Source organism: uncultured Bradyrhizobium sp., from assembly GCF_947648125.1.
In the GTDB taxonomy this organism is placed as follows: domain Bacteria; phylum Pseudomonadota; class Alphaproteobacteria; order Rhizobiales; family Xanthobacteraceae; genus Bradyrhizobium.
In genome coordinates this window covers 205,277-226,610 of record NZ_CANSMR010000007.1, presented here as the reverse complement: position 1 = coordinate 226,610, position 21,334 = coordinate 205,277, and the positions used below count along the sequence as shown (strand labels likewise).

Below are 21,334 nucleotides of genomic sequence, written 5' to 3'. Positions count from 1 at the left end.
CGCTATTTCCCCGCCTTCGTTTCAAGCCGCATCAGCATCAGCCGGGCGCCGGCGAGCACGAAGAAGGTCAGCACGAACAGCAAGAGGCCGAGCAGGATCAGGCCGGACTGGTGCAGGCCGTCGCTCTCGGCGAATTCGCTGGCGATCGCCGCCGAGATCGTGGTGCCCGGCGCGAAGATCGACGACGAGATGCGGAACGAGTTGCCGATGATGAAGGTCACCGCCATGGTCTCGCCGAGCGCGCGGCCGAGCGCCAGCATGATGCCGCCGATCACGCCGACCCGGGTGTAGGGGATCACGACGCTGCGGACGACTTCCCAGGTGGTGCAGCCCATGCCGTAGGCGGCCTCTTTCAGGACCGGCGGCACGGTCTTGAACACGTCGACCGAGATCGCGGTGATGAAGGGCAGCACCATGATGGCGAGGATCAGCGCGGCGTTGAACAGGCTGAGATAGGACGGCGGGCCAGCGAACACCGCGCCCAGCACCGGGACGCCCTCAAATATCCTGATCATGAAGGGCTGGAACGTGTTGGCCAGGAACGGGCCCAGCACGAAGAAGCCCCACATGCCGTAGATGATCGAGGGGATGCCGGCGAGCAGCTCGATGGCGATGCCGATCGGGCGGCGCAGCATTTGCGGGCAGAGCTCGGTGAGGAACACGGCGATGCCGATGCCGACCGGAATGGCGATCAGCATCGCGATGATCGAGGTGATCAGCGTGCCGTAGATCGGGCCGAGCGCGCCGAGCACCGGCGGATCGGCCGAGGGCGCCCAGCGCTGCGTCCAGAGGAAGGCAAAGCCGTATTCCTTCATTGCCGGCCAGGCGCCGGCGATCAGCGACAGGATGATGCCGCCGAGGATCAACAGGACCGAAATCGCCGAGATGCGGGTGATCCAGTAGAAGGTGAGATCGCCGAGCTTGAAGGCGCTGAGGGCCTTGGCGCGATCGTAAGGTCCGGCGGCCTCCATCACATCGCTCTGAACAGCCATGTCTGCCACGCCAATTCCCTCATTACTATGTGAAAGCCACGCAAACCGCTACGCCCCGAAGCGATCTTCACTGACGCATTTGGCCGGGCGTCGTTCCGGTTGCGCCTCCCGAGGCGCGAGCCCGGGCCCCGCCCCGCGTTTCCTGCCGCGGTGATGGAGCCCGGATCTCAATCGGTCCACCTGTGCCGCCCTTGAGAGGCGGCACAGGCGTTGTTCAAAGCGTCGGACTTAGCTCTTGATGTCCGAGGACCAGGTCTTCTCGATCAGCTTGACGACCGATTCCGGCATCGGGATGTAGTCGAGCTCTTCGGCCGCCTTGCCACCCTTCTCGAAGGCGTACTTGAAGAACTTGAGCGCTTCCTGCGAGGCCGCCTTGTCGGTCGAGTCCTTGTGCATCAGGATGAAGGTCGCCGCGGTGATCGGCCAGGAGGCTTCGCCCGGCTGGTCGGTCAGGATCACGTAGTAGCCGGGAGCCTTGGACCAGTCGGCGTTCGACGCAGCGGCCTGGAAGGCGGCGATGGTCGGCTGCACGGTCTTGCCGGTCTTGTTGACCAGCGCGGTGTAGGTCAGCTTGTTCTGCTTGGCATAGGCGTATTCGACATAGCCGATCGCGTTCTTGGTCTGGCTGATGTTGCCGGCAACACCTTCGTTGCCCTTGGCGCCGACGCCGACCGGCCACTCGACCGCGGTGCCGGAACCGACCTTGGACTTCCAGTCGGCGTTCGACTTGGAGAGGTAGTCGGTGAAGTTGAAGGTGGTGCCCGAACCGTCCGAACGGCGCACGACGGTGATCGCGTCGGCCGGCAGGGTCAGCTTCGGATTGAGCTTGGCGATCGCCGCGTCATTCCACTTGGTGATCTTGCCGAGATAGATGTCGCCGAGCACTTCGCCGGAGAGCACGAGATCGCCCGACTTGATGCCTTCGACATTCACGACCGGAACGATCGCGCCCATCACCATCGGCCACTGGACGAGGCCGTCCTTCTCGAGCTGCTCGGCCTTGAGCGGCGCGTCGGTGGCGCCGAAGGTCACGGTCTTGGCCTGGATCTGCTTGATGCCGGCGCCAGAGCCGATCGACTGATAGTTCAGACCGTTGCCGGTCTCCTTCTTGTAGGCGTCAGCCCACTTCGAATAGATCGGGAACGGAAACGTTGCGCCCGCGCCGGTAATATCGGCAGCGAAGGCCGACGTCGAAGCGACGACCATGCCGGCAGCGACGATTGCTTTGATGAAATTCATGGGGTGGTCTCCATCTTGTGAGCGAAGCGCCAATTGCGCCCGATCGCGCCCACGCCGGTCCATCTAGGAGCGGTCGGTGCTGCTTTTACGAAGGTTGGATGACAGTTGGATGACAGTGCTAAGCGACTGAAAACGCTTAGCTTTGGGTCGGTAACGGGGTCTTCGGCCGGGGAAAACAGGCGGTAAAAGTCGCGCCATTGTTCGGCACGCTTTCGATCAGAAGACGCCCACGATGACGGTTAAGAATATGTTTCACCAGCGATAATCCGAGGCCGGTTCCGCCCTGGTTACGGCTGTCGCCGACGTCCACCCGGTAGAACCGCTCGGTCAGACGCGGCAGGTGCTCCGGGGCGATGCCGGGGCCGAAATCCCGTACCATGACACGGATTTCGGGGCTCCCCTCGCCCGATGCGCCCGAAACGGCCTGATTGAGCGACACTATGACGCGGCCGCCCGAGGCGCCGTATTTGAGGGCGTTCTCGATCAGGTTCTCGAACAGGCGGAGCAGTTCCTCGCGGTCGCCGGCGATCGTGACCGGCGCCTGCGGCAGGTCGACATCGATCTCGACCTGGCGCTCGCTCGCCAGCGCCTCGAGCCCGTCGGCCACCTGGCGGATGATCGGCACGATATCGATCGAGGCCTCGGGCCGCACATGGGCCGACAGCTCGACCCGCGACAGCGACAGCAGGTCGTCGATCAGCCGCGCCATGCGGGTGGCCTGGGTGTGCATGATGCCGAGGAAGCGCTCGCGCGCCCGCGCGTCCTCGCGCGCCGGCCCCTGCAGCGTGTCGATGAAGCCGGACAACGCGGCGAGCGGTGTGCGCAGCTCATGGCTGGCATTGGCGACGAAATCGGCGCGCATCTCCTCGACCCGGCGCAGCGGCGTCAGATCGTGGAACGTCATCAGCATGCATTTCTCGGTGCCGCCGAACTGGGTCGGCACCGGCACCGGCGTGATGACGAGCTCCATCCAGCGATCGACCGGAACATGGTCGCTGTAGGTGGCGCGGCGCGGCTCGGTGGTCGCGATCGCCTCGCGCAACGCAGTGATAATCTCCGGCGAACGCAGGGCAAATTGCGCCAGCTCGTTCTTGCGCAGCGCCGGCGCAAGCTGGGCCGCGGCGGTGTTGAGATGGATGACGCGGCCGGCACGGTCGAGCAGCACGGCCGGGTCGGGCATGCCAGCGACGACCGCACTGACGGCGGTCGCCTCGACCGGATTGCCGTGGCGGACATCCTCGCGCGAGGTGCCGGCATCATGCAGCCGCCATGGCACCAGTGCCGCGGCCGCGATGCAGACGAACACCGTGCAGGCGCGCACCAGCGACAACTCTCCGAGCGCGACCACGACGCTCAGCGCCAGCGCGGCAGCGAGCAGGATCAGCGCAGAATGCCGCAAGCGGTCGGGCCAGGGCGAGAAAATCGAATGCGGCGTATCGTCAATGGCCATCGCGGCGGCTTTCATCCCGTTGGTTCATGTCTCGCCCAGGCACGGTCACATCGACCTTCCCTCGGGAGGCATCGGGCCGCGTCATCAGACCCCGGAATCACCGCGCTTGCGGACCAGAACCGCCTCATGATGCGGTTCGGCGCGGGGACCCGAATCAGTCTGCGGCAGCCGTTTGAGTCGGGCGCCAACGATAACCTCCCGAAACGTCAGCAAGATTACAGATATGACGAACGGCGCAATATAGTAGAGCAGCCGGAACAACAGCATGCCGCCGAGCAGGTCCTCGCGGTCCATCTGCCAGAGGCCGACCAGCATGGCGGCGTCGAACACCCCTAGGCCGCCGGGGGAATGGCTGGCGAAGCCGAGCAGGGTCGCCGACACGAAGATGACGGCGACCACGACGAAGCCGAGATTGGGCTCGTCCGGCACCAGCACGTACATCGCCAGCGCGCAGAAGCCGAGGTCGACGATGCCGATCGCGATCTGCAGCAGCGTCAGCGGGCCGCCCGGCAGGGTCACCGTCCAGGGACCGCGGCCGACCACCCGCGGCTGGGTCCAGACCCAGACCACATAGGCGACCAGCGCAATGATGATGCCGCACGCCAGGGTGCGGTTGAGCCAGGGCGGCAGCTGGTCGATGTTGGCAGCGGCTTCCGGATGATAGGCGATGCCGAGCCCGAGCACCGCGGCATTGCCGAGCCAGAAGGTCAGGCCGGCGAGAAAGCAGATCTTGGCGACGTCGATCGCGTTCAATCCCCAGGCCGAATAGATCCGGTAGCGCACCGCGCCGCCGGTGAAGACGCTGGCGCCGACATTGTGGCCGATCGAATAGGAGGTGAATGCCGCCAGCGCATTGATGCGGTAGGGCACGTGGGCGTGACCGATCGCGCGCACCGCAAACAGATCGTAGAAGGTCAGCGTGAAGTAGCCGGCTGCGACGAACAGTCCCGCCAGCGCGATTTGTCGCGGCTCGGTGCTCTTGATGGCCTCGAGCACCTCATTGGTGTCGATGCCGCGCAGCATATGATAGAGGACGTAGCAGGCGATGCCGATGACGGCGATGCTGATGACAACACCCAGCCGATGCAGGATTTGCTTCTGGCGCAGAAACGCCATCGCCCTGCGTATTGCTTCCAGCATCTAGACCTCGAATTGCGATCCCGCGACGGCGGCTCCCGGGCGAACCCCGCCGGCGCTTCGCTGTGCCCCGACCCCTGTAGCGCGTTTTAAGCCGGAGTGGAATTCGTCAAACGACAATAAAACGCGCATCTTCAAGATATTAGGGATGATTCATGACAGCGGGTGCACAAATATGCGCGTTTCTCGCCACCTTCGACAAGACTTGACATCGACGTGCGGCAGTTAGCCCGCCCAACGGTGCGCAAGGCCATCCGGGAAAATACGGGAGCGGGAGCGACGCCGCGGCGCTCGCGCAGCGAAAATCGCCGCCGCATTGGTGATGCGACGGCGATCAGGCAAGCCTGCGTCAATTTTTATGCCCGCGCCGTAGCCACTGCGGTGACGATTTCGGCGGCATCGGGGAAATGCCCCTTCACGCGCTTGGCGATCACTTTGCCGTCAAGCTTGACCTCGAAGACGCCGCCCTTGCCGGGCACGAGCTCCGGATCGAGCCCGAGCCGTTCGCGCAGCAGCGCGGCGGCCTCCCTGGCGCGCTTCTCGTAGCCGCAGGGACGGCAATAGATGATCGAGAGGTCGGTCATGGCGCGCTCTCCCATCCACTCATGCTGCGAGATGTTGCGCGTTCACGGCTTCGATCCCGGCGATCCACCCTGCAACCGAGCGACCGATCGCCTCAGGATGATCCTCCTGCAGATAATGCGCGCCCGCGCCGAGCTGAATGACCGCGCAATGCTGCAGCCTCGCCGCAAAATCCGCGGCGAAGGCCGGCGACACCAATGCGCCGGGAGACCCCGCAAACAGCAGCTTCGGATAGGTCGATGCCGCGAGCGCCGCGTGCGCGATGGTGAGCGCCTGATCGACATCGGCAGGTTCGCCCGAGATCGGCAGCTCGCGCGGCAGCATCAAGGTCGGCTTGCGGCTCTCGCGCGTCGCAAACGGCGCACGGTAGGCGGCCATCTCTTCCTCGCTGAGCGAGCGCAGGATCGAGCCGGGCAGTACGCGTTCGACGAACGCATTGTTGTCGAGGATCATCGCTTCGCCAACTCCCGGCGTACGGAATTTCCGGAACGTGTCCCGGGCGGCCTCGTGCTGGTGGAAGTCGGACCAGTCCCGCATCGGGCGGATGAACTCCATGAAGGCGAGCCCGCGCACGAGGTGCGGACGGCGCGCCGCGAGATGGAACGCGAGCGCCGTACCCCAATCCTGGGCGACGAGATACGCCGAACTGATGCCGAGCTCGTCGATCAGCGCATCGAGATAGTTCGCATGGTCGAAGAAGCAGTAGGCGATGTCGGGCTTGCCGGACTGGCCGTAGCCGATCAGGTCGGGCGCGATGCAGTGCCCGACCGGCGCCACCAGCGGCATGATGTTGCGCCAGATATAGGATGACGTCGGATTGCCGTGCAGGAACAGCACGTGCGGCGCGTCGCTGCGTCCGGTCTCGCGATAGGCCATCGTGGTCCCGAGCACCGAGCGATGATGCAGACTGATATCGGCAGACATGGTCATGGCAACTCCTTGAACACGGTTTGGAAGGCGATCGTCTTGAAACGCTCGAGCGCGGCCGCGCTGCGTTCGACCTTCATGCGCAGCATCGCGCCCTGCCAGGATGCGAGCAGGAAATCGGCAAGCGCATCGGGATCGAAGTCGGAGGCGATCTCTCGCTTGGCCTGGGCTTCGGCGATGCAGGCCGCAAACGGCGCACGCCATTCCCGGAAGATCTCGTCGAGCTGCTCGCGCAGCATCTCGCTCGAGCCCGACGCCTCGAGGCTGAAATCCCCGATCAGGCAGCCGCGGGTGAAGCCGTCATGCGCCAGCTTGCCGGTGATCAGATCGAGATAGCGCCTGAGCCTTTGGCGCGGCGGCAGCGTCGTGTCGCCGAGGGCTTCAGCGACGAGGCCGCGGACATAGAGGAAGTAGCGGTCGAGCACTTCCGACGCGAACAGCTCCTTCGAGCGGAAATGGTTGGTGAACGAGCCTTGCGGCGCGCCGGCCGCGGCGGTGACGTCGCGCACGCTGGTGCCGTGATAGCCGGTCCGGAACATTTCCTTCAGGCCGGCGTCGAGGATGGCATCACGGAGAGAGGGTTTTGGCATGGACACGATTTAATACGTACGTACGTATTGATGTCAAGCGGTAAAATGCATGCGGCTCGCCTTGCGCCTGGCGACACCGTTCAGACCTGCTGGATCAGGGGTTTGGGGTCAGCTTGCGGGCCTGCTGCGCGAAACCACCCAGTCGCGCAGCCAGGAGCCGATCGCGCAGCCGACCAGATAGAGCGCGAACATGATCAGGAAGAGATCGAGCCAGTAGCCGAAGCGGCCGGGCACGACCCGCGCAAACGACGACGCCACCAGCGCGGCGGCAAGCAGCGCGAGCCAGCGCATCCAGACCTTCGAGACGCCCTGCGCCCGATGCACCACCGCGATCCAGCCCATGCCGAAGCCGAGCAGCGCGGCACCGAGCAGCCAACCCCAAAAGAATGTCGCGAGCACGGTCATCGCTACTTCACCACGAATTCGATGCGGCGGTTCTGCGCCTTGCCGTCTTCACTCTCGTTGCCGGCGAGCGGCTGCGTGCTGCCATAACCGATCGGCGTGAAGCGGTTGGCAGGCAGTCCGGCGCGCACGAGATAATCCACCACGGCCTGCGCGCGGCGCTCCGACAAGGCCTGGTTGGCCGCCTCCTCGCCGTCGCTGTCGGTATGGCCGGCGACTTCGATCGTCGCATTGGGACAGCGCAACGCGGTCTCGATCAGACGGTCGAGCAGACCGGCGGAGTCAGGGACGATGTCGGCCTTGCCGGACTCGAAGCGGATCTTGCCCTTGGAGAGGATCTCGGAAAACAGCTGCTGACACACCGTGGGATCGACCGGCGCCGCCGCCGGCTTGACGGTGACCTCGGCCTTGTACTGCCAGCCCTGCGGAAAGTCCTTGCCGAGCCCGTCGCGGATCTGGCCGGCCGCGGCATCATAGAGCGCATCGCCCGACAGCTTCACCTCGCGGTCCGACACCACGAGCGTACCCGTCGACAGCCGCGACAGCGCGCCGAGCGCAGGCACCACCGCCGCTGCAAAGCCTGACGGTGCGCCGAGGCTGGCCTTGAGATTGTCGACAACCTTTTCGCTGAAGAACTTACGGCTGGCGGCGGCGACGAGCGCGGCATGCACGTTGTTGTCGGGCACGTAGCCGGTCAGCGTCAGCGTCACCGCGACCGGATCCTTGTAGGCCTGGAACACGTAAGGCGGCGCCTTGATGTCGTTGGTGGCGATCGAATAGCCTTCCGGCAGGTTCTTCAGCGCCGCCGCGACCGCTTCGCGTCCGCCGAGCTCGCGCGCCATGCCGGCAAGAGCGACCTTGTTGTCGGTCAGCGTGATCTTGCCTTCCTTCAGCTTGCCGATTTGGTCGAGCAGCAACAGCGCCGCCGGGTCGAACCGCGACGGCGCGCCACGGGCAAGCGCCATCTGATCCACCACCTCGACACCGCCGAGACTGGCCTTCGCGGCCTCGGTCAGCTTGCTCTTGCTCGACGGCAGGGGCGCATTGCCGCCAAGCGTGACCCGCACCACGTCGCGCTCTGCGGACCAGACAAAGGGCTTGGCCTCGGGAACGAGGCGGGTCTCGTCGTTGACCAGCCGCACGCCCGGCACGGCCTCGACCGATGCCACCGCGCTGAGACGGCCGTCCTCGGAGAAGGCATTGGCCGCAAAGGTCACGTCGCGGCCGTCGACGCTGATGCGGCGCTTGTCGAGCACGGTGTCCTTGAGTGCGGCATTAGAACGCGCAGCAAGGTCGGCTTCGACCGTTGCCGTTGAGGTCCAGGCCGCGATGCCCCACAGGACGACCAGTGGAATCACCCCCGGCCACCACTTGCTACTCCACTTGAAAAGTCCGTGCATTCAGCGTCCTGCGGGTCTGGAACCAGAGAGAAAACAAACCCTTGGCTGACTGTCAAACCCCAAATCAAAGGCCATGGCAGGGGCGCCATATTGGATCGGGATAACAGTTTCTTCAGTGGTCTTTCGCTAAGTTTGCGGCGGAATGCAAATCGGCCAGCCCGTGCCCCTCATGAAACAACTCCGCAACACCGTGATCCGTGCTGGGATGGAGGCGTTGTATTTCTCGGGTGCGCATTTCCTGCTACGGCCGATCTTTGCCGGTGTCGGCGCCATCTTCATGCTGCACCACGTCCGCCCGCGCCGCGCCGACGCGTTCCAGCCCAACCATCATCTCGAGGTCACGCCGGACTTCCTGCGCGCGATGCTGACGCACCTGCGCGCGCTCGACGTCGACGTCGTCAGCATGGACGAGGCGCATCGCCGCCTCACCGAACGGAATTTCGCGCGGCGCTTCGCGTGCTTCACCTGCGACGACGGCTACCGCGACAACCGCGATTTCGCGCTGCCGGTCATGCGCGAGTTCGGCGCGCCGTTCACGGTGTTTGTCGCGAGCGATTTTGCCGAAGGCTGCGGCAAATTGTGGTGGATCGCGCTGGAGCGGGTGATCGCGGCAGCATCGGTGATCGAGGTCCCGATCGCCGGCGTCATGACGCGGATCGACACGCCGCAAGCCAAGCGCACAGCGTTCAGCCGCATGCACGACTGGCTGCGCTCACTGCCGGGCGAGCAGGAGATGCAGGCCGAGATCTCAGCGCTGTGCACGCGCCACGGCGTCGACGAGGCCGGCATCGCGCGCGAGCTCTGCATGTCCTGGGACGAGTTGCGCGGCTTTGCCGACGATCCGCTGGTCACGATCGGCGCCCACACCATCACCCATTGCAATCTCGCCAAGCAGAGCGAGACGATCGCATCGTTCGAGCTCGCCACCAGCCGGGCGCGGATCGAGGAGACGCTGCAGCGTCCGGCGCTGCATCTCGCCTATCCCTATGGCGACAGGATCGCGGCTGGGCAGCGCGAATTCGCGCTCGCCAGATCGATCGGCTTTCGGACCGCGGTGACGACGCGGCCGGGCATGCTGTTTCCCGAAAGTGCCGACCATCTGACGGCGTTGCAGCGGGTTTCGCTGAACGGCAATTACCAGGACGCGCGGCTCTTGCCGGTGCTGACATCAGGCGCCGCCACCGCGGTGTGGAACGGTTTTCGTCGCATCGACGCGGCATAGCACCTGCTTTTCGTAGTGAGCGTAGCCCGGATGAAGCGAAGCGCAATCCGGGGCGGTCTCACGCCTGGATAATGCTGCCCCGGATTTCGCTGCGCTCCATCCGGGCTACTGGCTACCGATCCCTTCCCTCTTCTTGACTCGATCCCCGGCCGCGCCCAGAACCATCGGCAACGCAATGGAGGAGCGCATGTTCAAGGATCTGTTCTCACTGAAGGGCCGCGTCGCACTGGTGACCGGGGGATCGCGCGGCATCGGCAAGATGATCGCAGCCGGTTTCCTCGCGCAGGGTGCCGCGAAGGTCTACATCACCGCGCGCAAGGCAGGTCCCTGCGAGGCCACCGCCCAGGAGCTCACCGCCGCCTATGACGGCGAATGCATCGCGCTGCCGATCGACATCTCGACCGTCGAGGGCTGCGACAAGCTCGCGAGCGAGATCATCAAGCGCGAGCCGAAGCTCGACATCCTGGTCAACAATGCCGGCGCCGCATGGGGCGCGGACTTCGACGAATTCCCGGAGAGCGGCTGGGACAAGGTGATGAACCTCAACGTCAAGTCGATCTTCTTCCTGACCAAGGCGCTGGCCAAGCCGCTGCGCGCGGCGGCGACCCATGACAAACCGGGCAAGGTGATCAACATCGCCTCGATCGACGGCATTTTCGTCAACCCGATGGAGACCTATTCCTATGCCGCCAGCAAGGCCGCGGTGATCCATTTGACGCGCCGGATGGCGACGCGCCTGGTCAAGGACAACATCAATGTCACCGCGATCGCGCCCGGCGCCTTCAAGTCGGACATGAATCGCGCCGCGCGCGACCACGCCGACGAAGTCGCACAGCGCGTTCCGTCGCGGCGGGTGGGCAGCGACGAAGACATGGCGGGCACTGCGATCTATCTCGCCTCGCGCGCCGGCGACTATGTCGTGGGCAACACCATCGCGGTCGATGGTGGCGTGGTCTATGCGACCGCAGGGTTGGAGATCGCGGGGTAAGCGACCGCGCCTCTCACGCCCATCAGCGCATCACTGGTAATACAAAGGGCGCCTCGCCCGCAGCGGGGCGCCTTTTCCGACAACTCTGGCCAGCTCCATCTGAAGCACGCCGCGAGACCTCACACACGCGATGATGTGAACTTCCGTTTCACATCACTCACGCGGGACATCACAGGGGGCTCCGTCAAAGCGGACGCGCGCAGCGTGGATATCCGCATAGCGACGGTCGGCCCAATCGATGAGGCTCGCCATCGGGTCCAGCAGGGATTGGCCTAGCGGGGAAAGGCGATATTCAACGCTCGGCGGCTTGGTCGGAAAGACATGGCGGGTGATAAGTCCGTCGCGCTCCAGGTCGCGCAGCGTCTGTGTGAGCATGCGTTTCGAGATGTCGCGGATGGCTCGGCGAAGCTCGCCGAAGCGCTGCGGTCGCGTCGCGAGCGTCATGATCATGAGGATGCTCCACTTGTCGCCGATGCAGTCGAGCACGTCGCGCACCGGACAATGCACGGGCTCTACTGACTGGGCGTCGTCCGATTGATATCGGCTGAAGCGCTCGATCGCGCTCAATGCATCGCTCATGCCGGTCCCCTTTTCCTGTCCTGGTTACAAAAAACTGCCTCCTTACGGTGCAGGCCGGAGGTCTCTATGTGAGACCTACCCTAGAATATAGGCCATTTAGCACCCGGAGAATACGCATGTTTCTAGTCACTGGAATCACAGGAAAAGTCGGCGGCGCAACGGCCAGGCATCTGCTGGCGCAAGGCAAGAAAGTGCGCGCGCTGGTTCGCGACCGCGCGAAGGCGGCAAGCTGGACCGACCAGGGAGTGGAACTGGTGGACGGCGACTGGAACGACACGGCCGCCATCGAGCGGGCGCTCAAGGGTGTCGACGGCACGTTTGTAATGTTGCCAGCCGTCTGGGCCCCCTCGCCGGACTTCAAGGAAGCCAAGGGCATCATCGCGAATTATGCGGAGGCGCTGACCAAGGCCGCGCCGCCGCGGGTCGTCGGCCTCTCGTCGATGGGGGCGAACCGAACCAACGGGCTGGGGATGATCACGGCCCTGTCGTTGCTGGAGCAAGGCCTTCGCAACCTGACATCGCCGACCGCCCTCGTGCGCGCCGGCGGCTTTTTCGAAAACTTCCTTTACGGCCTGCACGTCGCCCAGGGCGGCACGCTCCCCGTCTACTACAACCCGACCAACCGGAAATCGACCATGGTCGCGACGAACGACATCGGTGCCGAGGTGGCGACGCTGCTGACGGGGCCGGCGTGGTCGGGGCATCGGGTCATCGAACTTGGTTCGATGATCAGTGCGGATGAAGTCGCCGCGCAACTGGGCGATGTCATGCAGCGCGAAGTCAGGGCCTTCGCCGTCCCGCGGGCCGAGTGGCCGGCGGCATTCGAGCAGTTCGGCATCCCGAAGGGCCAAACCGGACCGGCTGAAGCGATGTTCGACGCCGTCAACGCGGGCTGGATGGACCTCGGCGTAACGGGCACGGAGCGCGTCGCCGGCACAACGCTTCCCCGCGATGTCTTCGCGGCGGCCCAGAAGGCCGCGACGGCTTAGGTCCGCGGATCAGCGATGAGATGCGACTTTCGGATCTGTTCCGGAAATTCGCATCTCCTTCGGACTGAATGCGTCGGGGCCGGCCGTCTCGCCGCGACGCCCTCATCAGAAAGGGGTGGACAAATGTCAGAGATTTCCTGGCGCCAAGTCTCGGCCTTGGCGCTTGCAGCTTTCTTCGTCGTGGGATCGCTCAGCAACATCTTCGCCCCTGGGTCAATCTACGAAGAATATCTGCGGTGGGGATACCCGCACTGGTTCCACTTCGTAACCGGATCGCTGGAACTCACGACCGCCGTTCTGCTGGCGCGGGCACGGACGCGGCTGTGGGGCTCGGCGCTCGGCTGCACCGTGATGTTGGCAGCGCTCGCGACCGTCACACTCCACGGCGAATACGGGCACGGCGTGGCGCCGCTTGTCGTGGCAACACTATCGATAGCTGTCGGCTGGTTTGCCTGGCCGAAGCGGCTCCCCAGCTCGGCATGACTGTCGCCGCTGGAGGCCAAGGAAATGTCCGCATGCGCGCGTTCACGGGTGAAAATCTCAACATCCGGGTCTTTGAGCACCGCCGCTTCCGAACGGCGAGGAGCCGCCCCCTGTTGGTCGTTCAAAGGCTCGACGCGAACGCGTCGACGAGTCGGTCGAAGGCCTCGGCTCTTTCCCACTGCGTGGCGTGGCCGGCACCGTCGACCACCTGAACCTGGCCGCGCCATAGCGTCGGCGCGGGCAGCCGCTGCAGATAGCCGAGATCGACCATCTGCTCCTCGCTGCCATGCACGATCGCCAGCGGAATCCCGAGACCGCGCACGATCTCGACCTCGTCGGCAAAGCGGCCGGCCTGCACGCTGGCGCCGAGATAGCCGCGCGCATTGCCATCGGTGCGGCGGAAATCGGCGTCGACGAACGCGGGCAACGGCGCATAGTCCGGCGCGAAGACCGTTTTCAGCCAGGCCGCGATCTCGGCATCGCTGGGCGCCGGCGTAAAGGTGGTCGCCGACAGCCCCTTGAACCCGGAGAACCCGTCCGGCGCCTTGCTGATCGGCGGCGTCCCGAAAATCATCAGCCCGGCTGCCATCGGCAATGACGGGGCTGCGTTGAGCACGGCATGTCCGCCGAGGCTCCAGCCCACCACCACCGCGTCCTTCAGGCCGAGCTCTTTTGCGGCCGCCGCGATGCAGCCGGCGTAGCCTGCACCCGAATAACCGTGTTCCGGATCGGGCGCAGGCGACGAGCTGCCGTGACCGGGCAGGTCGATCGCGACCAGCCGGTATTTGGCGCCAAGCGGCCCCTGAAGTTGCTTCTGCCAAATCTGCGACGACGACGAATTGCCGTGGACGAGCAGGATGTCGCGGCCAGTGCCCGCGCTCTCGAAGCCCGCGATCGTCTGCTCACCGAAGTGGAGCTTGAGCGGACGCAGGGTCGGCCCCGGAAAAATCTCTTCGCTCATGATGGCCCCGCCGTAATCCCGACCCGCGACAACCGGCTCAAGCCGCCATTGCGGTTCATGTTGAAGGTGTGTGATCTCCGCGCGAAGGCATCGCGCTTGTCAAGCCGGGAAGCGCCAGCGCCTCATCGCGCACGCGAACGCACGTCTCAAAAAGAAAAGGGGCAAGCCAGGACCTTCTCGGCTTACCCCTTTTCGGCCCCTCCGGGAGGAGAGGAACTGCTAGCTGAAACTCAGCTCTCGATCCTCACATATTCGAAGTCGCCGGGCTTGTTGTCGATGCCGACCTTGGGCGGCGAGATCCAGGAGGCGAACTCGCCGGGTTCGGTCACCGGCTTCATCAGCGAGGCGATGAAGTCGCCGTCCGCGGTCGACGGCAGCCAGTCGTTCTTGCGCTTGGCCCAGGTGGCGTTGTCGATCAAGAGGCCATCCGGCGTCGCGTGGATGTCCTTGAACTCGCCGATCTGACGGTGGAAGGCCGTGTTCGGCACTGTGAGCTTGTAGTCGATGCCTGAGGTCGAGATCACCTTGTTCCAGCGCAGCATGCCCTTGACGCAATCCTGAGTGTAGTCGTCGCGCAGCCGCATGTTGAGCGCGGTCAGCGCCGGCTCGTCGACCATCTTGATCTGGCCGTCCACCATCTTCATGACCGGATAGGTCGAGCTCTTGAGCTGGTGATCGTCCTCGATCGTGGTTTCCTTGTAGCGGCCCTTGATGCCGGCGTTGAAGGCGTTCGCCGCATTGGTCGACACTTCGGAGCCGAACAAGTCGAGCGACAGCGAATAATGCAGGTTCAGCTTCTTCTGGATGGTCGGAAGATCAATGACGCCGAGCGCGCGGATCCTGGCGATGTCGTTCGGATCGGTGATGCCGGCTTCCGTCATCGCATCGCAGGTGCGCTGCACGACGCGGGTGATGCCGGTCTCGCCGACGAACATGTGGTGGGCTTCCTCGGTCAGCATGAAGCGGCAGGTGCGCGACAGCGGATCGAAGCCCGACTGCGCCAGCGAGTGCAGCTGCATCTTGCCGTCGCGGTCAGTGAAGTAGGTGAACATGAAGAACGACAGCCAGTCCGGCGTCGCCTCGTTGAAGGCCCCTAACATGCGCGGCGAATCCGCATCGCCCGAACGGCGGCGCAACAAATCATCCGCCTCCTCACGGCCGTCGCGGCCGAAATACTTCTGCAAGAGGTAGACCATCGCCCAGAGATGGCGGCCTTCCTCGACATTGACCTGGAACAAATTGCGCATGTCGTAGAGCGAAGGCGCGGTCTTGCCGAGATGGCGCTGCTGCTCGACCGAGGCCGGCTCGGTGTCGCCCTGGATCACGATCAGGCGGCGCAGCATCGCGCGGTGCTCGCCGGGGACTTCCTGCCAGGCCGGCTTGCCGTAGTCTTCGCCGAACGGGATGACCCGATTCTCTTCCTGCGGTGCAAGCAGGATGCCCCAGCGATATTCGGGCATCCGCACGTAGTCGAACTTGGCCCAGCCGCGCGGATCGACCGAATAGGCGGTGCGCAGATAGACCAGCGACTCCTGGAAGCCATCCGGGCCCATGTCGCTCCACCAGTCCATGTAGCCGGGATGCCAGCCCTCCAGTGCCTTGAGCACCTGGCGGTCTTCGGCGAGATTCACGTTGTTTGGAATCTTGGTCGAGTAATCGACGTTCATGATGTTCATGGCAGCCTCCTTGGGGCAGATTTCTTTCGTCATGGCCGGGCTTGTCCCGGCCATCCACGTCTCGCTTCGGTAAAGGAAGGAAGACGTGGATGCCCGGCACAAGGCCGGGCATGACGCAGCAAATTTCCTACACGCGTGTCATGTCGAATTGCGCCTTCTGGCCGGTGCCGTAGCGGCGCAGCGCGCCGTCCTCACCGACCGCGTTCGGCCGCTGGAAGATCCAGTTCTGCCACGCCGTGAGGCGCGAGAAGATCTTCGATTCCATGGTCTCCGGACCGACGAAGCGCAGATTGGCTTCCATGCCGGTAAGACCGTCGGGCGAGAACGAGGTGCGCTCCTCGAAGAACACGCGGACCTCGTCGTCCCAGTCGATGTCGTCGAGCGCGAAGGTGACGAGACCGAGCTCCTCGGCCTCCTCCGCATCGAGCGCCTTGCCGATCGAGCCTTGCGCGCGCTCCAGATCCATTGGGTCGGCCTGGAACCGCGATTGCAGCCGGGTCAAGCCATGGCTCATCGGGTAGGGCCCGAAATTCATCGCCGTCAGCTCGATCGCCGGCGGCGGGCGGTTGTCGCCCTGCTTCTGGCCGATCAGCATGTACGAGCGGTCGGCGGCGAACACGAGCTCGGCCAGAGTACCGACGAAGCAGGAGCCGGGCTCAACCAGCGTCACCAGCGTGCGCGAGGTGACGTCGATGCGCTTGAGCACGCGCTTCCAGTAATGCCTCACCTCATTGACCAGCCAGTGCGCCTTGTTGGCCTCCAGGAACGCGTCGTAGGACACGACATTGGCGCGGTCGCCATGGCTCTTGAACACCAGCATCGCGATCTCGAGCTCGTTGATGCGCAGATGCAGGATCGCATCGTCGAGCTCGCGGGCGACCTGCAGCGGCCAGAACGAAGCGCCCTGCGCGATCATGCCGTCGATGTCGGCAGGTGCGGCAGCTTCCGGCGCCTTGACCGAGATGGTGGCGATGCGCGCCGCGCGATCGATGTCGACGCTGACGAAGCCATAGCGGATGGCGCTGTCGTCGATGGTGCGGGTCAGCGGCGCCAGTGCGATGCCTTTGCCTGCGCCGTTGCGCTTCGACCTGGCGGCGAATTCCTTGACGCGCTCGGCGAGCTTGCCCTCGAGCTTGGAGTTCGGCGCGATCTCGTCGACCAGCCGCCACTGCACCGCGCGCTTGCCCTTGATGCCTTCCTCGATGGTGCAGAAGAAGTCGGCGTGGTCGCGGCGCACCTTGCGCTTGTCGACCACACGCGTGAGGCCGCCGGTGCCCGGCAGCACCGCGAGCAGCGGCACTTCCGGCAGCGCGACGGCGGCGGCGCCGTCATCGGCCATCATGATGTGGTCGGTCGCGAGCGCCAGCTCATAGCCGCCGCCGGCCGCGGTGCCGTTGACTACGGTGATGAAGCTCTGGCCGGAATTCTCGCTGGAGTCTTCCAGGCCGTTGCGGGTCTCGTTGGTGAACTTGCAGAAGTTGACCTTGTGGGCGTGAGTCGAGCCCGCCAGCATGCGGATGTTGGCGCCGGCGCAGAACACGCGGTTCTTGCCGGAGCGCATCACCACGACCTTCACCTCGGGATGCTCGAAGCGCAGGCGCTGCACGGCGTCGGCAAGCTCGATGTCGACGCCGAGGTCGTAGGAATTGAGCTTGAGCTGATAGCCCTCGAACAGGCCGCCGTTCTCGTCGACATCCATGGTCAGCGTCGCGACGTCGCCCGCCACGTCGAGCTTCCAGTGCCGGTAGCGCGACGGGTTGGTCTGGAAGTCGATGTACTTCGCCCCGCCTGCAAGGACGCGATCGTCACCAGCCATGGGCCACCCTTATCTGTTGTTCGTTTGAAGGTTCGTCGTCGAGGTCTTCATGCAAAATAATGCATGTTTTTGATCTCGTCTAGTTCAAATCTCAAAAACATGCATTTTGTTTCATGTTCGGGAATTCACCCGCTGGGCCAATGGCCTGGCACCGGCACCAAAAGTCAGGCCGCCAGTGCCGGATCGTCGCGCAGCGCCGCTTTGGCGAATTCGGTCACTGCGTCCAGCGTCACCGCGGGTGCCTCGCGATGCGGCGAGTGACCGGCGCCGGCGATGGCGGCGACATCGACCGGGCAGTAGCACTCGTCCCGGGCGATCTCGACCTGGCGCATCGTGCCGTATTGATCATCCGCGCCCTGCACGATCAGCACCGGCACGCGGATATAGGCGAGATATTCGGAGATATCCCAGTCGCGGAATGCCGGATCGAGCCAGGCGTCGTTCCAGCCATGGAAGGCGTTGTCGACATCCTTGTGCCAGCGCGCCAGCTTCTCTTTCAGATTGGTGGTCTCATACGCCGTCTTGATCTCGGCGATCGACTTCACCGAGATGTCCTCGACGATGAAGTGCGGCGCGAGCAGCGCAAGCCCATGCAGCCGATGATCCTGATGCGCGCCGGCATAGATCGCCGCGATCGACGCGCCGTCGGAGTGGCCGACCAAGAGGCCGCGGCGAAAGCCGATCCGATCGAGCAGCTTCGGCAACACGTCGAGCGCCTCGCGATGCATGTAGTCGACCGGACGCGGCAGCTTCGCCGGCGACGAGGAGCCATAGCCCGCGCGCGAATACGCGAACACGCCGGCGCCGGTCGCCGCCTGCAGCTTCTCGGGAAAGTCGCCCCACAGCCCGACGCTGCCGAGGCCTTCATGCAGCATCACGAGGGTCGGTGCCGTCTCGGATGACGGACCGATCATTCGGTATTCGAGATCGGCGCCGTCGATGCTGAGGAAGCCTGTGGGGTTTAGGTTTTGCATGCAGGACCTTCCTCATCGTCGTCCCTGCGAAAGCAGGGACCCATATCCACCAGGCTTTAGTTGTTGCGCCAAAGCCGTCGAACAGCATCTCTCAAAACAAAGGCCGCGGCGTATGGGTCCCTGCTTTCGTAGGGACGACGCGTGGAAACGTTATTGTGCGCCGTCCCGCAACTTGAAGCGCTGGATCTTGCCGGTCGCCGTCTTCGGCAGATTGTCGACCACATCGATCCAGCGCGGATATTTCCACGGGCCGATCTTCTGCTTGACGTGCTCCTTCAGCGCCTCGTGCAGACCAGTGGCCGAACTCTCGGGGCGCAGCACCACATAGGCCTTCGGCTTCAGCAAGCCTTCCGGATCGGCCTCCGGCACGACCGCCGCCTCCAGCACCGCGGGATGGGTGATCAGCGCGCTCTCGACCTCGAACGGCGAGACCCAGATGCCGGAGACCTTGAACATGTCGTCGGCGCGGCCGCAGAAGGTGTAACGGCCGTCGGCATCGCGCGTGTACTTGTCGCCGGTGCGGGTCCAGGCGCCCTCGAAGGTGGCGCGGCTCTTGGCGCGCTGATTCCAGTAACTCTCGCCGGCCGAGGGCGCATCGACCAAGAGCTCGCCGACCTCACCGTCCGCGACATCGGCCCCGAGCTCGTTGACCAGCCGCACCTTGTAGCCGGGCACCGGACGCCCCGAGGAGCCGTATTTGATGTCGCCGGGCGCGTTCGACAGGAAGATGTGCAACAGCTCGGTCGAGCCGACGCCGTCGAGGATGTCGACGCCGAACCGCGCGCGCCAGGCATTGCCGACCGATTCCGGCAGCGCCTCGCCGGCCGAGGTGCAGACGCGCAGGCGATCGCCAGCGGACTGCGTCTTCGTCGCCTCGTCGTTCAGCATTGCTGCGAACAGGGTCGGCACGCCGAAGAAGATGCTGGGATGATATCTGTTCATCAGCGCGAACATCACCGCCGGCGTCGGACGCTCCGAATTGAGCACCGTGGTGGCGCCGACCGACATCGGGAAGGTCAGCGCATTGCCGAGCCCATAGGCGAAGAACAGCTTTGCCGCCGACAGGCCGACATCGTCCTCGCGGATGCCGAGCACCTGTTTCGCATAGGTCTCCGCGGTCGCCGCGAGATTAGAATGCAGATGGCGCACGCCCTTCGGCATGCCGGTCGAGCCCGATGAATAAAGCCAGAACGCCGGCTCGTCGGCATGCGTCGGTGCGGTGGCGAACACGTCGCTCTCGCGCGCGATCTCGTCCGACAGCTTGTTGTAGCCGTGCGCATCCTTGCCGGAGACCACGACATGCTCGAGGTCGGGCATCCGCGCGATGATGTCTTTCACCACCGGCAGCAGCGCCTCGGAGACGAACAGCACGCGGGCGCGGCAGTCGCTGAGGATGTAGGCGTATTGCTCAGATGTCAGCAGCGTGTTGAGCGGCACCGGCACCACGCCGGCGCGGATCGCACCCAGGAACACGATCGGGAAATCGACCGTATCGAGCATGATCATGGCGACCCGCTCCTCGCGGCGGGCGCCGAGCCGGCGCAGCATGTTGCCGACCCGCCGCGTCTGCTGTTGCAACTGGCCGTAGGTGATTTGCGAGACCGTATCGTCGAACACGACTTTGTCGCCGCGACCCTCATCGACATTGCGGTCGAGCAGCCAGGAGACTGCGTTGTAAGTCATGGCCCGCTCCTCAGGTACAGGCGCGTCGCGCCTGCCCTCTCCCGTCAAGATTTAAGAATTATAATTCATACAAAGCCACTACATTGGCTTGCTGTCAATCCTCGTCGGCATTATGTTTCCTAGACCATTGGACCTGATTCAGTCAGGACCACGCGTCGCACGGGGATCATGACCGCAGCCAACGATCCGGAAACCGACTTCCTCGAACAGCTCGGGCAGCGGGTGCGCACCATGCGCGCGCTCCGTGGCATGTCGCGCAAGGTGCTCGCCAAGGTCTCCGGCATTTCCGAACGCTACATCGCCCAGCTCGAAAGCGGCAAAGGCAATGTCTCGATCGTGCTGCTGCGCCGTGTCGCAGGCGCGATGGGCGCGCATCTCGAGGACCTGATCCCCTCGAGCGAACCCATTCCGGACTGGGCCGTGATCCGCGATCTCCTGCGCAAGGCTTCGCCGAACCAGATCGCGCAGGCCAAGGACATGCTCGCCGGCAGCAGCCCGCTGGCGCCGCGCGGCGCCTCGTTCTCCGGCATCGCGCTGATCGGCCTGCGCGGCGCCGGCAAGACCACGCTCGGGCGGATGCTGGCGAAGAAGATCGGCTGGAGCTTCGTCGAGCTCAACAAGGAGATCGAGGCGCAGAACGGCCTTTCGGTTGCCGAGATCATCGCGCTGTACGGCCAGGAAGGCTTTCGCCGCATGGAGCAGGCCGCGCTGACGCAGCTGCTCGCGCGCAAGGAATTGATGGTGCTGGCGACCGGCGGCGGCATCGTCTCCGAGGCGCTGACCTTCGACCTGATCCTGTCGTCGTTCTACACAATCTGGCTGAAGGCCGAGCCGGAAGAGCACATGGCCCGCGTCCGCCGCCAGGGCGACCTGCGCCCGATGGCCGACGACCGCTCGGCGATGGCCGAATTACGCAACATCCTGGTCAGCCGCGAGCCGCTCTATGCGCGCGCATCCGCGGTGGTCGACACTGCCGGGCTTTCGGTTGATGCCGCGGCCGCGCGGCTGATCGATTCAGTGCGGCCGGTGCTGCAGAACGATGCGCGCTCGTTCGGCCTGCGCAGCGTGGCGCTGTAAAGCCGGTCACGTCAGGCTGGGTCGGTCCAACGGCAGTCTCGCTGCACCTCTCCCGCTTGCGGGGGAGGTCGACGCGCGACGAGCGACGCGAAGCGTCGTCCGGAGCGCGGCGGGTGGGGGCTCTTACCGCAATGCGACTCGCGGAGAGAGCCCCCACCCTAGCCCTC

20 protein-coding genes are annotated in these 21,334 nt (G+C 64.7%); 5 read left to right on the top strand and 15 right to left on the bottom strand.

What is annotated here, in order from left to right; all coding sequences use genetic code 11:
• Positions 1-2 precede the first annotated feature (2 nt).
• The 9 genes from pstC to Q0030_RS15675 all read right to left on the bottom strand — a co-directional run bounded on the left by pstC (position 3) and on the right by Q0030_RS15675 (position 8,719).
• Entirely contained in the window at positions 3-992 is a 990-nt protein-coding gene (gene pstC / locus Q0030_RS15715; RefSeq protein ID WP_298368571.1) for a phosphate ABC transporter permease subunit PstC, read from the bottom strand.
• A gap of 228 nt (positions 993-1,220) precedes the next feature.
• Positions 1,221-2,231 (bottom strand): phosphate ABC transporter substrate-binding protein PstS, encoded by a 1,011-nt coding sequence (gene pstS, locus Q0030_RS15710; RefSeq protein ID WP_298368569.1) that lies wholly within the window; start codon positions 2,229-2,231, stop codon positions 1,221-1,223.
• 136 nt (positions 2,232-2,367) lie between these two features.
• On the bottom strand, positions 2,368-3,681 hold the full coding sequence (locus Q0030_RS15705; protein WP_298368566.1) for an ATP-binding protein: 1,314 nt from the start codon (positions 3,679-3,681) through the stop codon (positions 2,368-2,370).
• Positions 3,682-3,765: 84 nt separating this feature from the next.
• A complete protein-coding gene (locus tag Q0030_RS15700) occupies positions 3,766-4,821 on the bottom strand; it encodes a lysylphosphatidylglycerol synthase domain-containing protein (protein ID WP_245452840.1) in 1,056 nt (351 codons plus the stop codon).
• Positions 4,822-5,174: 353 nt separating this feature from the next.
• The gene (locus tag Q0030_RS15695; RefSeq protein WP_298368562.1) at positions 5,175-5,402 is read right to left on the bottom strand and encodes an Rdx family protein; all 228 of its coding nucleotides are present in this window, start codon (positions 5,400-5,402) and stop codon (positions 5,175-5,177) included.
• Between the two features lie 19 nt (positions 5,403-5,421).
• On the bottom strand, positions 5,422-6,330 hold the full coding sequence (locus Q0030_RS15690) for a haloalkane dehalogenase (RefSeq protein WP_298368561.1): 909 nt from the start codon (positions 6,328-6,330) through the stop codon (positions 5,422-5,424).
• Entirely contained in the window at positions 6,327-6,917 is a 591-nt protein-coding gene (locus Q0030_RS15685; RefSeq protein WP_298368559.1) for a TetR/AcrR family transcriptional regulator, read from the bottom strand. The genes Q0030_RS15690 and Q0030_RS15685 overlap by 4 nt, the downstream gene beginning before the upstream one ends.
• Before the next feature lie 108 nt (positions 6,918-7,025).
• Entirely contained in the window at positions 7,026-7,322 is a 297-nt protein-coding gene (locus Q0030_RS15680) for a hypothetical protein (protein WP_298368557.1), read from the bottom strand.
• Positions 7,323-7,324: 2 nt separating this feature from the next.
• Entirely contained in the window at positions 7,325-8,719 is a 1,395-nt protein-coding gene (locus tag Q0030_RS15675) for an OmpA family protein (RefSeq protein WP_298368556.1), read from the bottom strand.
• Between the two features lie 169 nt (positions 8,720-8,888).
• Between Q0030_RS15675 and Q0030_RS15670 the strand changes: the two genes are divergently transcribed.
• On the top strand, positions 8,889-9,941 hold the full coding sequence (locus Q0030_RS15670) for a polysaccharide deacetylase family protein (protein WP_298368555.1): 1,053 nt from the start codon (positions 8,889-8,891) through the stop codon (positions 9,939-9,941).
• A gap of 187 nt (positions 9,942-10,128) precedes the next feature.
• Positions 10,129-10,929: an SDR family NAD(P)-dependent oxidoreductase gene (locus Q0030_RS15665; RefSeq protein ID WP_298368553.1), complete on the top strand. Its 801-nt coding sequence runs from the start codon at positions 10,129-10,131 to the stop codon at positions 10,927-10,929.
• 153 nt (positions 10,930-11,082) lie between these two features.
• On the opposite strand, the gene Q0030_RS15660 is transcribed toward Q0030_RS15665, so the two are convergent.
• On the bottom strand, positions 11,083-11,508 hold the full coding sequence (locus Q0030_RS15660) for a helix-turn-helix domain-containing protein (RefSeq protein ID WP_298368551.1): 426 nt from the start codon (positions 11,506-11,508) through the stop codon (positions 11,083-11,085).
• Between the two features lie 116 nt (positions 11,509-11,624).
• Between Q0030_RS15660 and Q0030_RS15655 the strand changes: the two genes are divergently transcribed.
• Positions 11,625-12,497 carry an NmrA family NAD(P)-binding protein gene (locus tag Q0030_RS15655; RefSeq protein WP_298368548.1) on the top strand — a complete coding sequence of 291 codons (873 nt, stop codon included), beginning with the start codon at positions 11,625-11,627 and terminating at the stop codon, positions 12,495-12,497.
• 123 nt (positions 12,498-12,620) lie between these two features.
• On the top strand, positions 12,621-12,980 hold the full coding sequence (locus Q0030_RS15650; RefSeq protein WP_298368546.1) for a DoxX family protein: 360 nt from the start codon (positions 12,621-12,623) through the stop codon (positions 12,978-12,980).
• 121 nt (positions 12,981-13,101) lie between these two features.
• Here Q0030_RS15650 and Q0030_RS15645 read toward each other — a convergent pair whose 3' ends face one another.
• From Q0030_RS15645 to Q0030_RS15625, 5 genes are all read right to left on the bottom strand, one after another.
• Entirely contained in the window at positions 13,102-13,941 is an 840-nt protein-coding gene (locus Q0030_RS15645; RefSeq protein WP_298368544.1) for an alpha/beta hydrolase, read from the bottom strand.
• Between the two features lie 230 nt (positions 13,942-14,171).
• Positions 14,172-15,608 carry a benzoyl-CoA 2,3-epoxidase subunit BoxB gene (gene boxB, locus Q0030_RS15640; RefSeq protein ID WP_298368817.1) on the bottom strand — a complete coding sequence of 479 codons (1,437 nt, stop codon included), beginning with the start codon at positions 15,606-15,608 and terminating at the stop codon, positions 14,172-14,174.
• 136 nt (positions 15,609-15,744) lie between these two features.
• Positions 15,745-17,433, bottom strand: coding sequence for a 2,3-epoxybenzoyl-CoA dihydrolase (gene boxC, locus Q0030_RS15635; RefSeq protein ID WP_298368542.1), 1,689 nt, complete (start codon positions 17,431-17,433; stop codon positions 15,745-15,747).
• A 164-nt stretch (positions 17,434-17,597) separates the two neighbouring features.
• Positions 17,598-18,407, bottom strand: a complete 810-nt coding sequence (locus Q0030_RS15630) for an alpha/beta hydrolase (RefSeq protein WP_298368539.1) — start codon at positions 18,405-18,407, stop codon at positions 17,598-17,600.
• A 150-nt stretch (positions 18,408-18,557) separates the two neighbouring features.
• Positions 18,558-20,090: a benzoate-CoA ligase family protein gene (locus Q0030_RS15625; RefSeq protein WP_298368537.1), complete on the bottom strand. Its 1,533-nt coding sequence runs from the start codon at positions 20,088-20,090 to the stop codon at positions 18,558-18,560.
• A gap of 126 nt (positions 20,091-20,216) precedes the next feature.
• Between Q0030_RS15625 and Q0030_RS15620 the strand changes: the two genes are divergently transcribed.
• Complete coding sequence (locus tag Q0030_RS15620) at positions 20,217-21,167, top strand: helix-turn-helix transcriptional regulator (protein WP_298368815.1); 951 nt, start codon at positions 20,217-20,219, stop codon at positions 21,165-21,167.
• Positions 21,168-21,334 lie beyond the last annotated feature (167 nt).

Coding starts and splice junctions, on each gene's coding strand:
- pstC (WP_298368571.1), bottom strand. CDS start 992: ATGGCTGTTCAGAGCGATGTGATGGAGGCCGCCGGACCTTACGATCGC.
- pstS (WP_298368569.1), bottom strand. CDS start 2,231: ATGAATTTCATCAAAGCAATCGTCGCTGCCGGCATGGTCGTCGCTTCG.
- Q0030_RS15705 (WP_298368566.1), bottom strand. CDS start 3,681: ATGGCCATTGACGATACGCCGCATTCGATTTTCTCGCCCTGGCCCGAC.
- Q0030_RS15700 (WP_245452840.1), bottom strand. CDS start 4,821: ATGCTGGAAGCAATACGCAGGGCGATGGCGTTTCTGCGCCAGAAGCAA.
- Q0030_RS15695 (WP_298368562.1), bottom strand. CDS start 5,402: ATGACCGACCTCTCGATCATCTATTGCCGTCCCTGCGGCTACGAGAAG.
- Q0030_RS15690 (WP_298368561.1), bottom strand. CDS start 6,330: ATGACCATGTCTGCCGATATCAGTCTGCATCATCGCTCGGTGCTCGGG.
- Q0030_RS15685 (WP_298368559.1), bottom strand. CDS start 6,917: ATGCCAAAACCCTCTCTCCGTGATGCCATCCTCGACGCCGGCCTGAAG.
- Q0030_RS15680 (WP_298368557.1), bottom strand. CDS start 7,322: ATGACCGTGCTCGCGACATTCTTTTGGGGTTGGCTGCTCGGTGCCGCG.
- Q0030_RS15675 (WP_298368556.1), bottom strand. CDS start 8,719: ATGCACGGACTTTTCAAGTGGAGTAGCAAGTGGTGGCCGGGGGTGATT.
- Q0030_RS15670 (WP_298368555.1), top strand. CDS start 8,889: ATGAAACAACTCCGCAACACCGTGATCCGTGCTGGGATGGAGGCGTTG.
- Q0030_RS15665 (WP_298368553.1), top strand. CDS start 10,129: ATGTTCAAGGATCTGTTCTCACTGAAGGGCCGCGTCGCACTGGTGACC.
- Q0030_RS15660 (WP_298368551.1), bottom strand. CDS start 11,508: ATGAGCGATGCATTGAGCGCGATCGAGCGCTTCAGCCGATATCAATCG.
- Q0030_RS15655 (WP_298368548.1), top strand. CDS start 11,625: ATGTTTCTAGTCACTGGAATCACAGGAAAAGTCGGCGGCGCAACGGCC.
- Q0030_RS15650 (WP_298368546.1), top strand. CDS start 12,621: ATGTCAGAGATTTCCTGGCGCCAAGTCTCGGCCTTGGCGCTTGCAGCT.
- Q0030_RS15645 (WP_298368544.1), bottom strand. CDS start 13,941: ATGAGCGAAGAGATTTTTCCGGGGCCGACCCTGCGTCCGCTCAAGCTC.
- boxB (WP_298368817.1), bottom strand. CDS start 15,608: ATGAACGTCGATTACTCGACCAAGATTCCAAACAACGTGAATCTCGCC.
- boxC (WP_298368542.1), bottom strand. CDS start 17,433: ATGGCTGGTGACGATCGCGTCCTTGCAGGCGGGGCGAAGTACATCGAC.
- Q0030_RS15630 (WP_298368539.1), bottom strand. CDS start 18,407: ATGCAAAACCTAAACCCCACAGGCTTCCTCAGCATCGACGGCGCCGAT.
- Q0030_RS15625 (WP_298368537.1), bottom strand. CDS start 20,090: ATGACTTACAACGCAGTCTCCTGGCTGCTCGACCGCAATGTCGATGAG.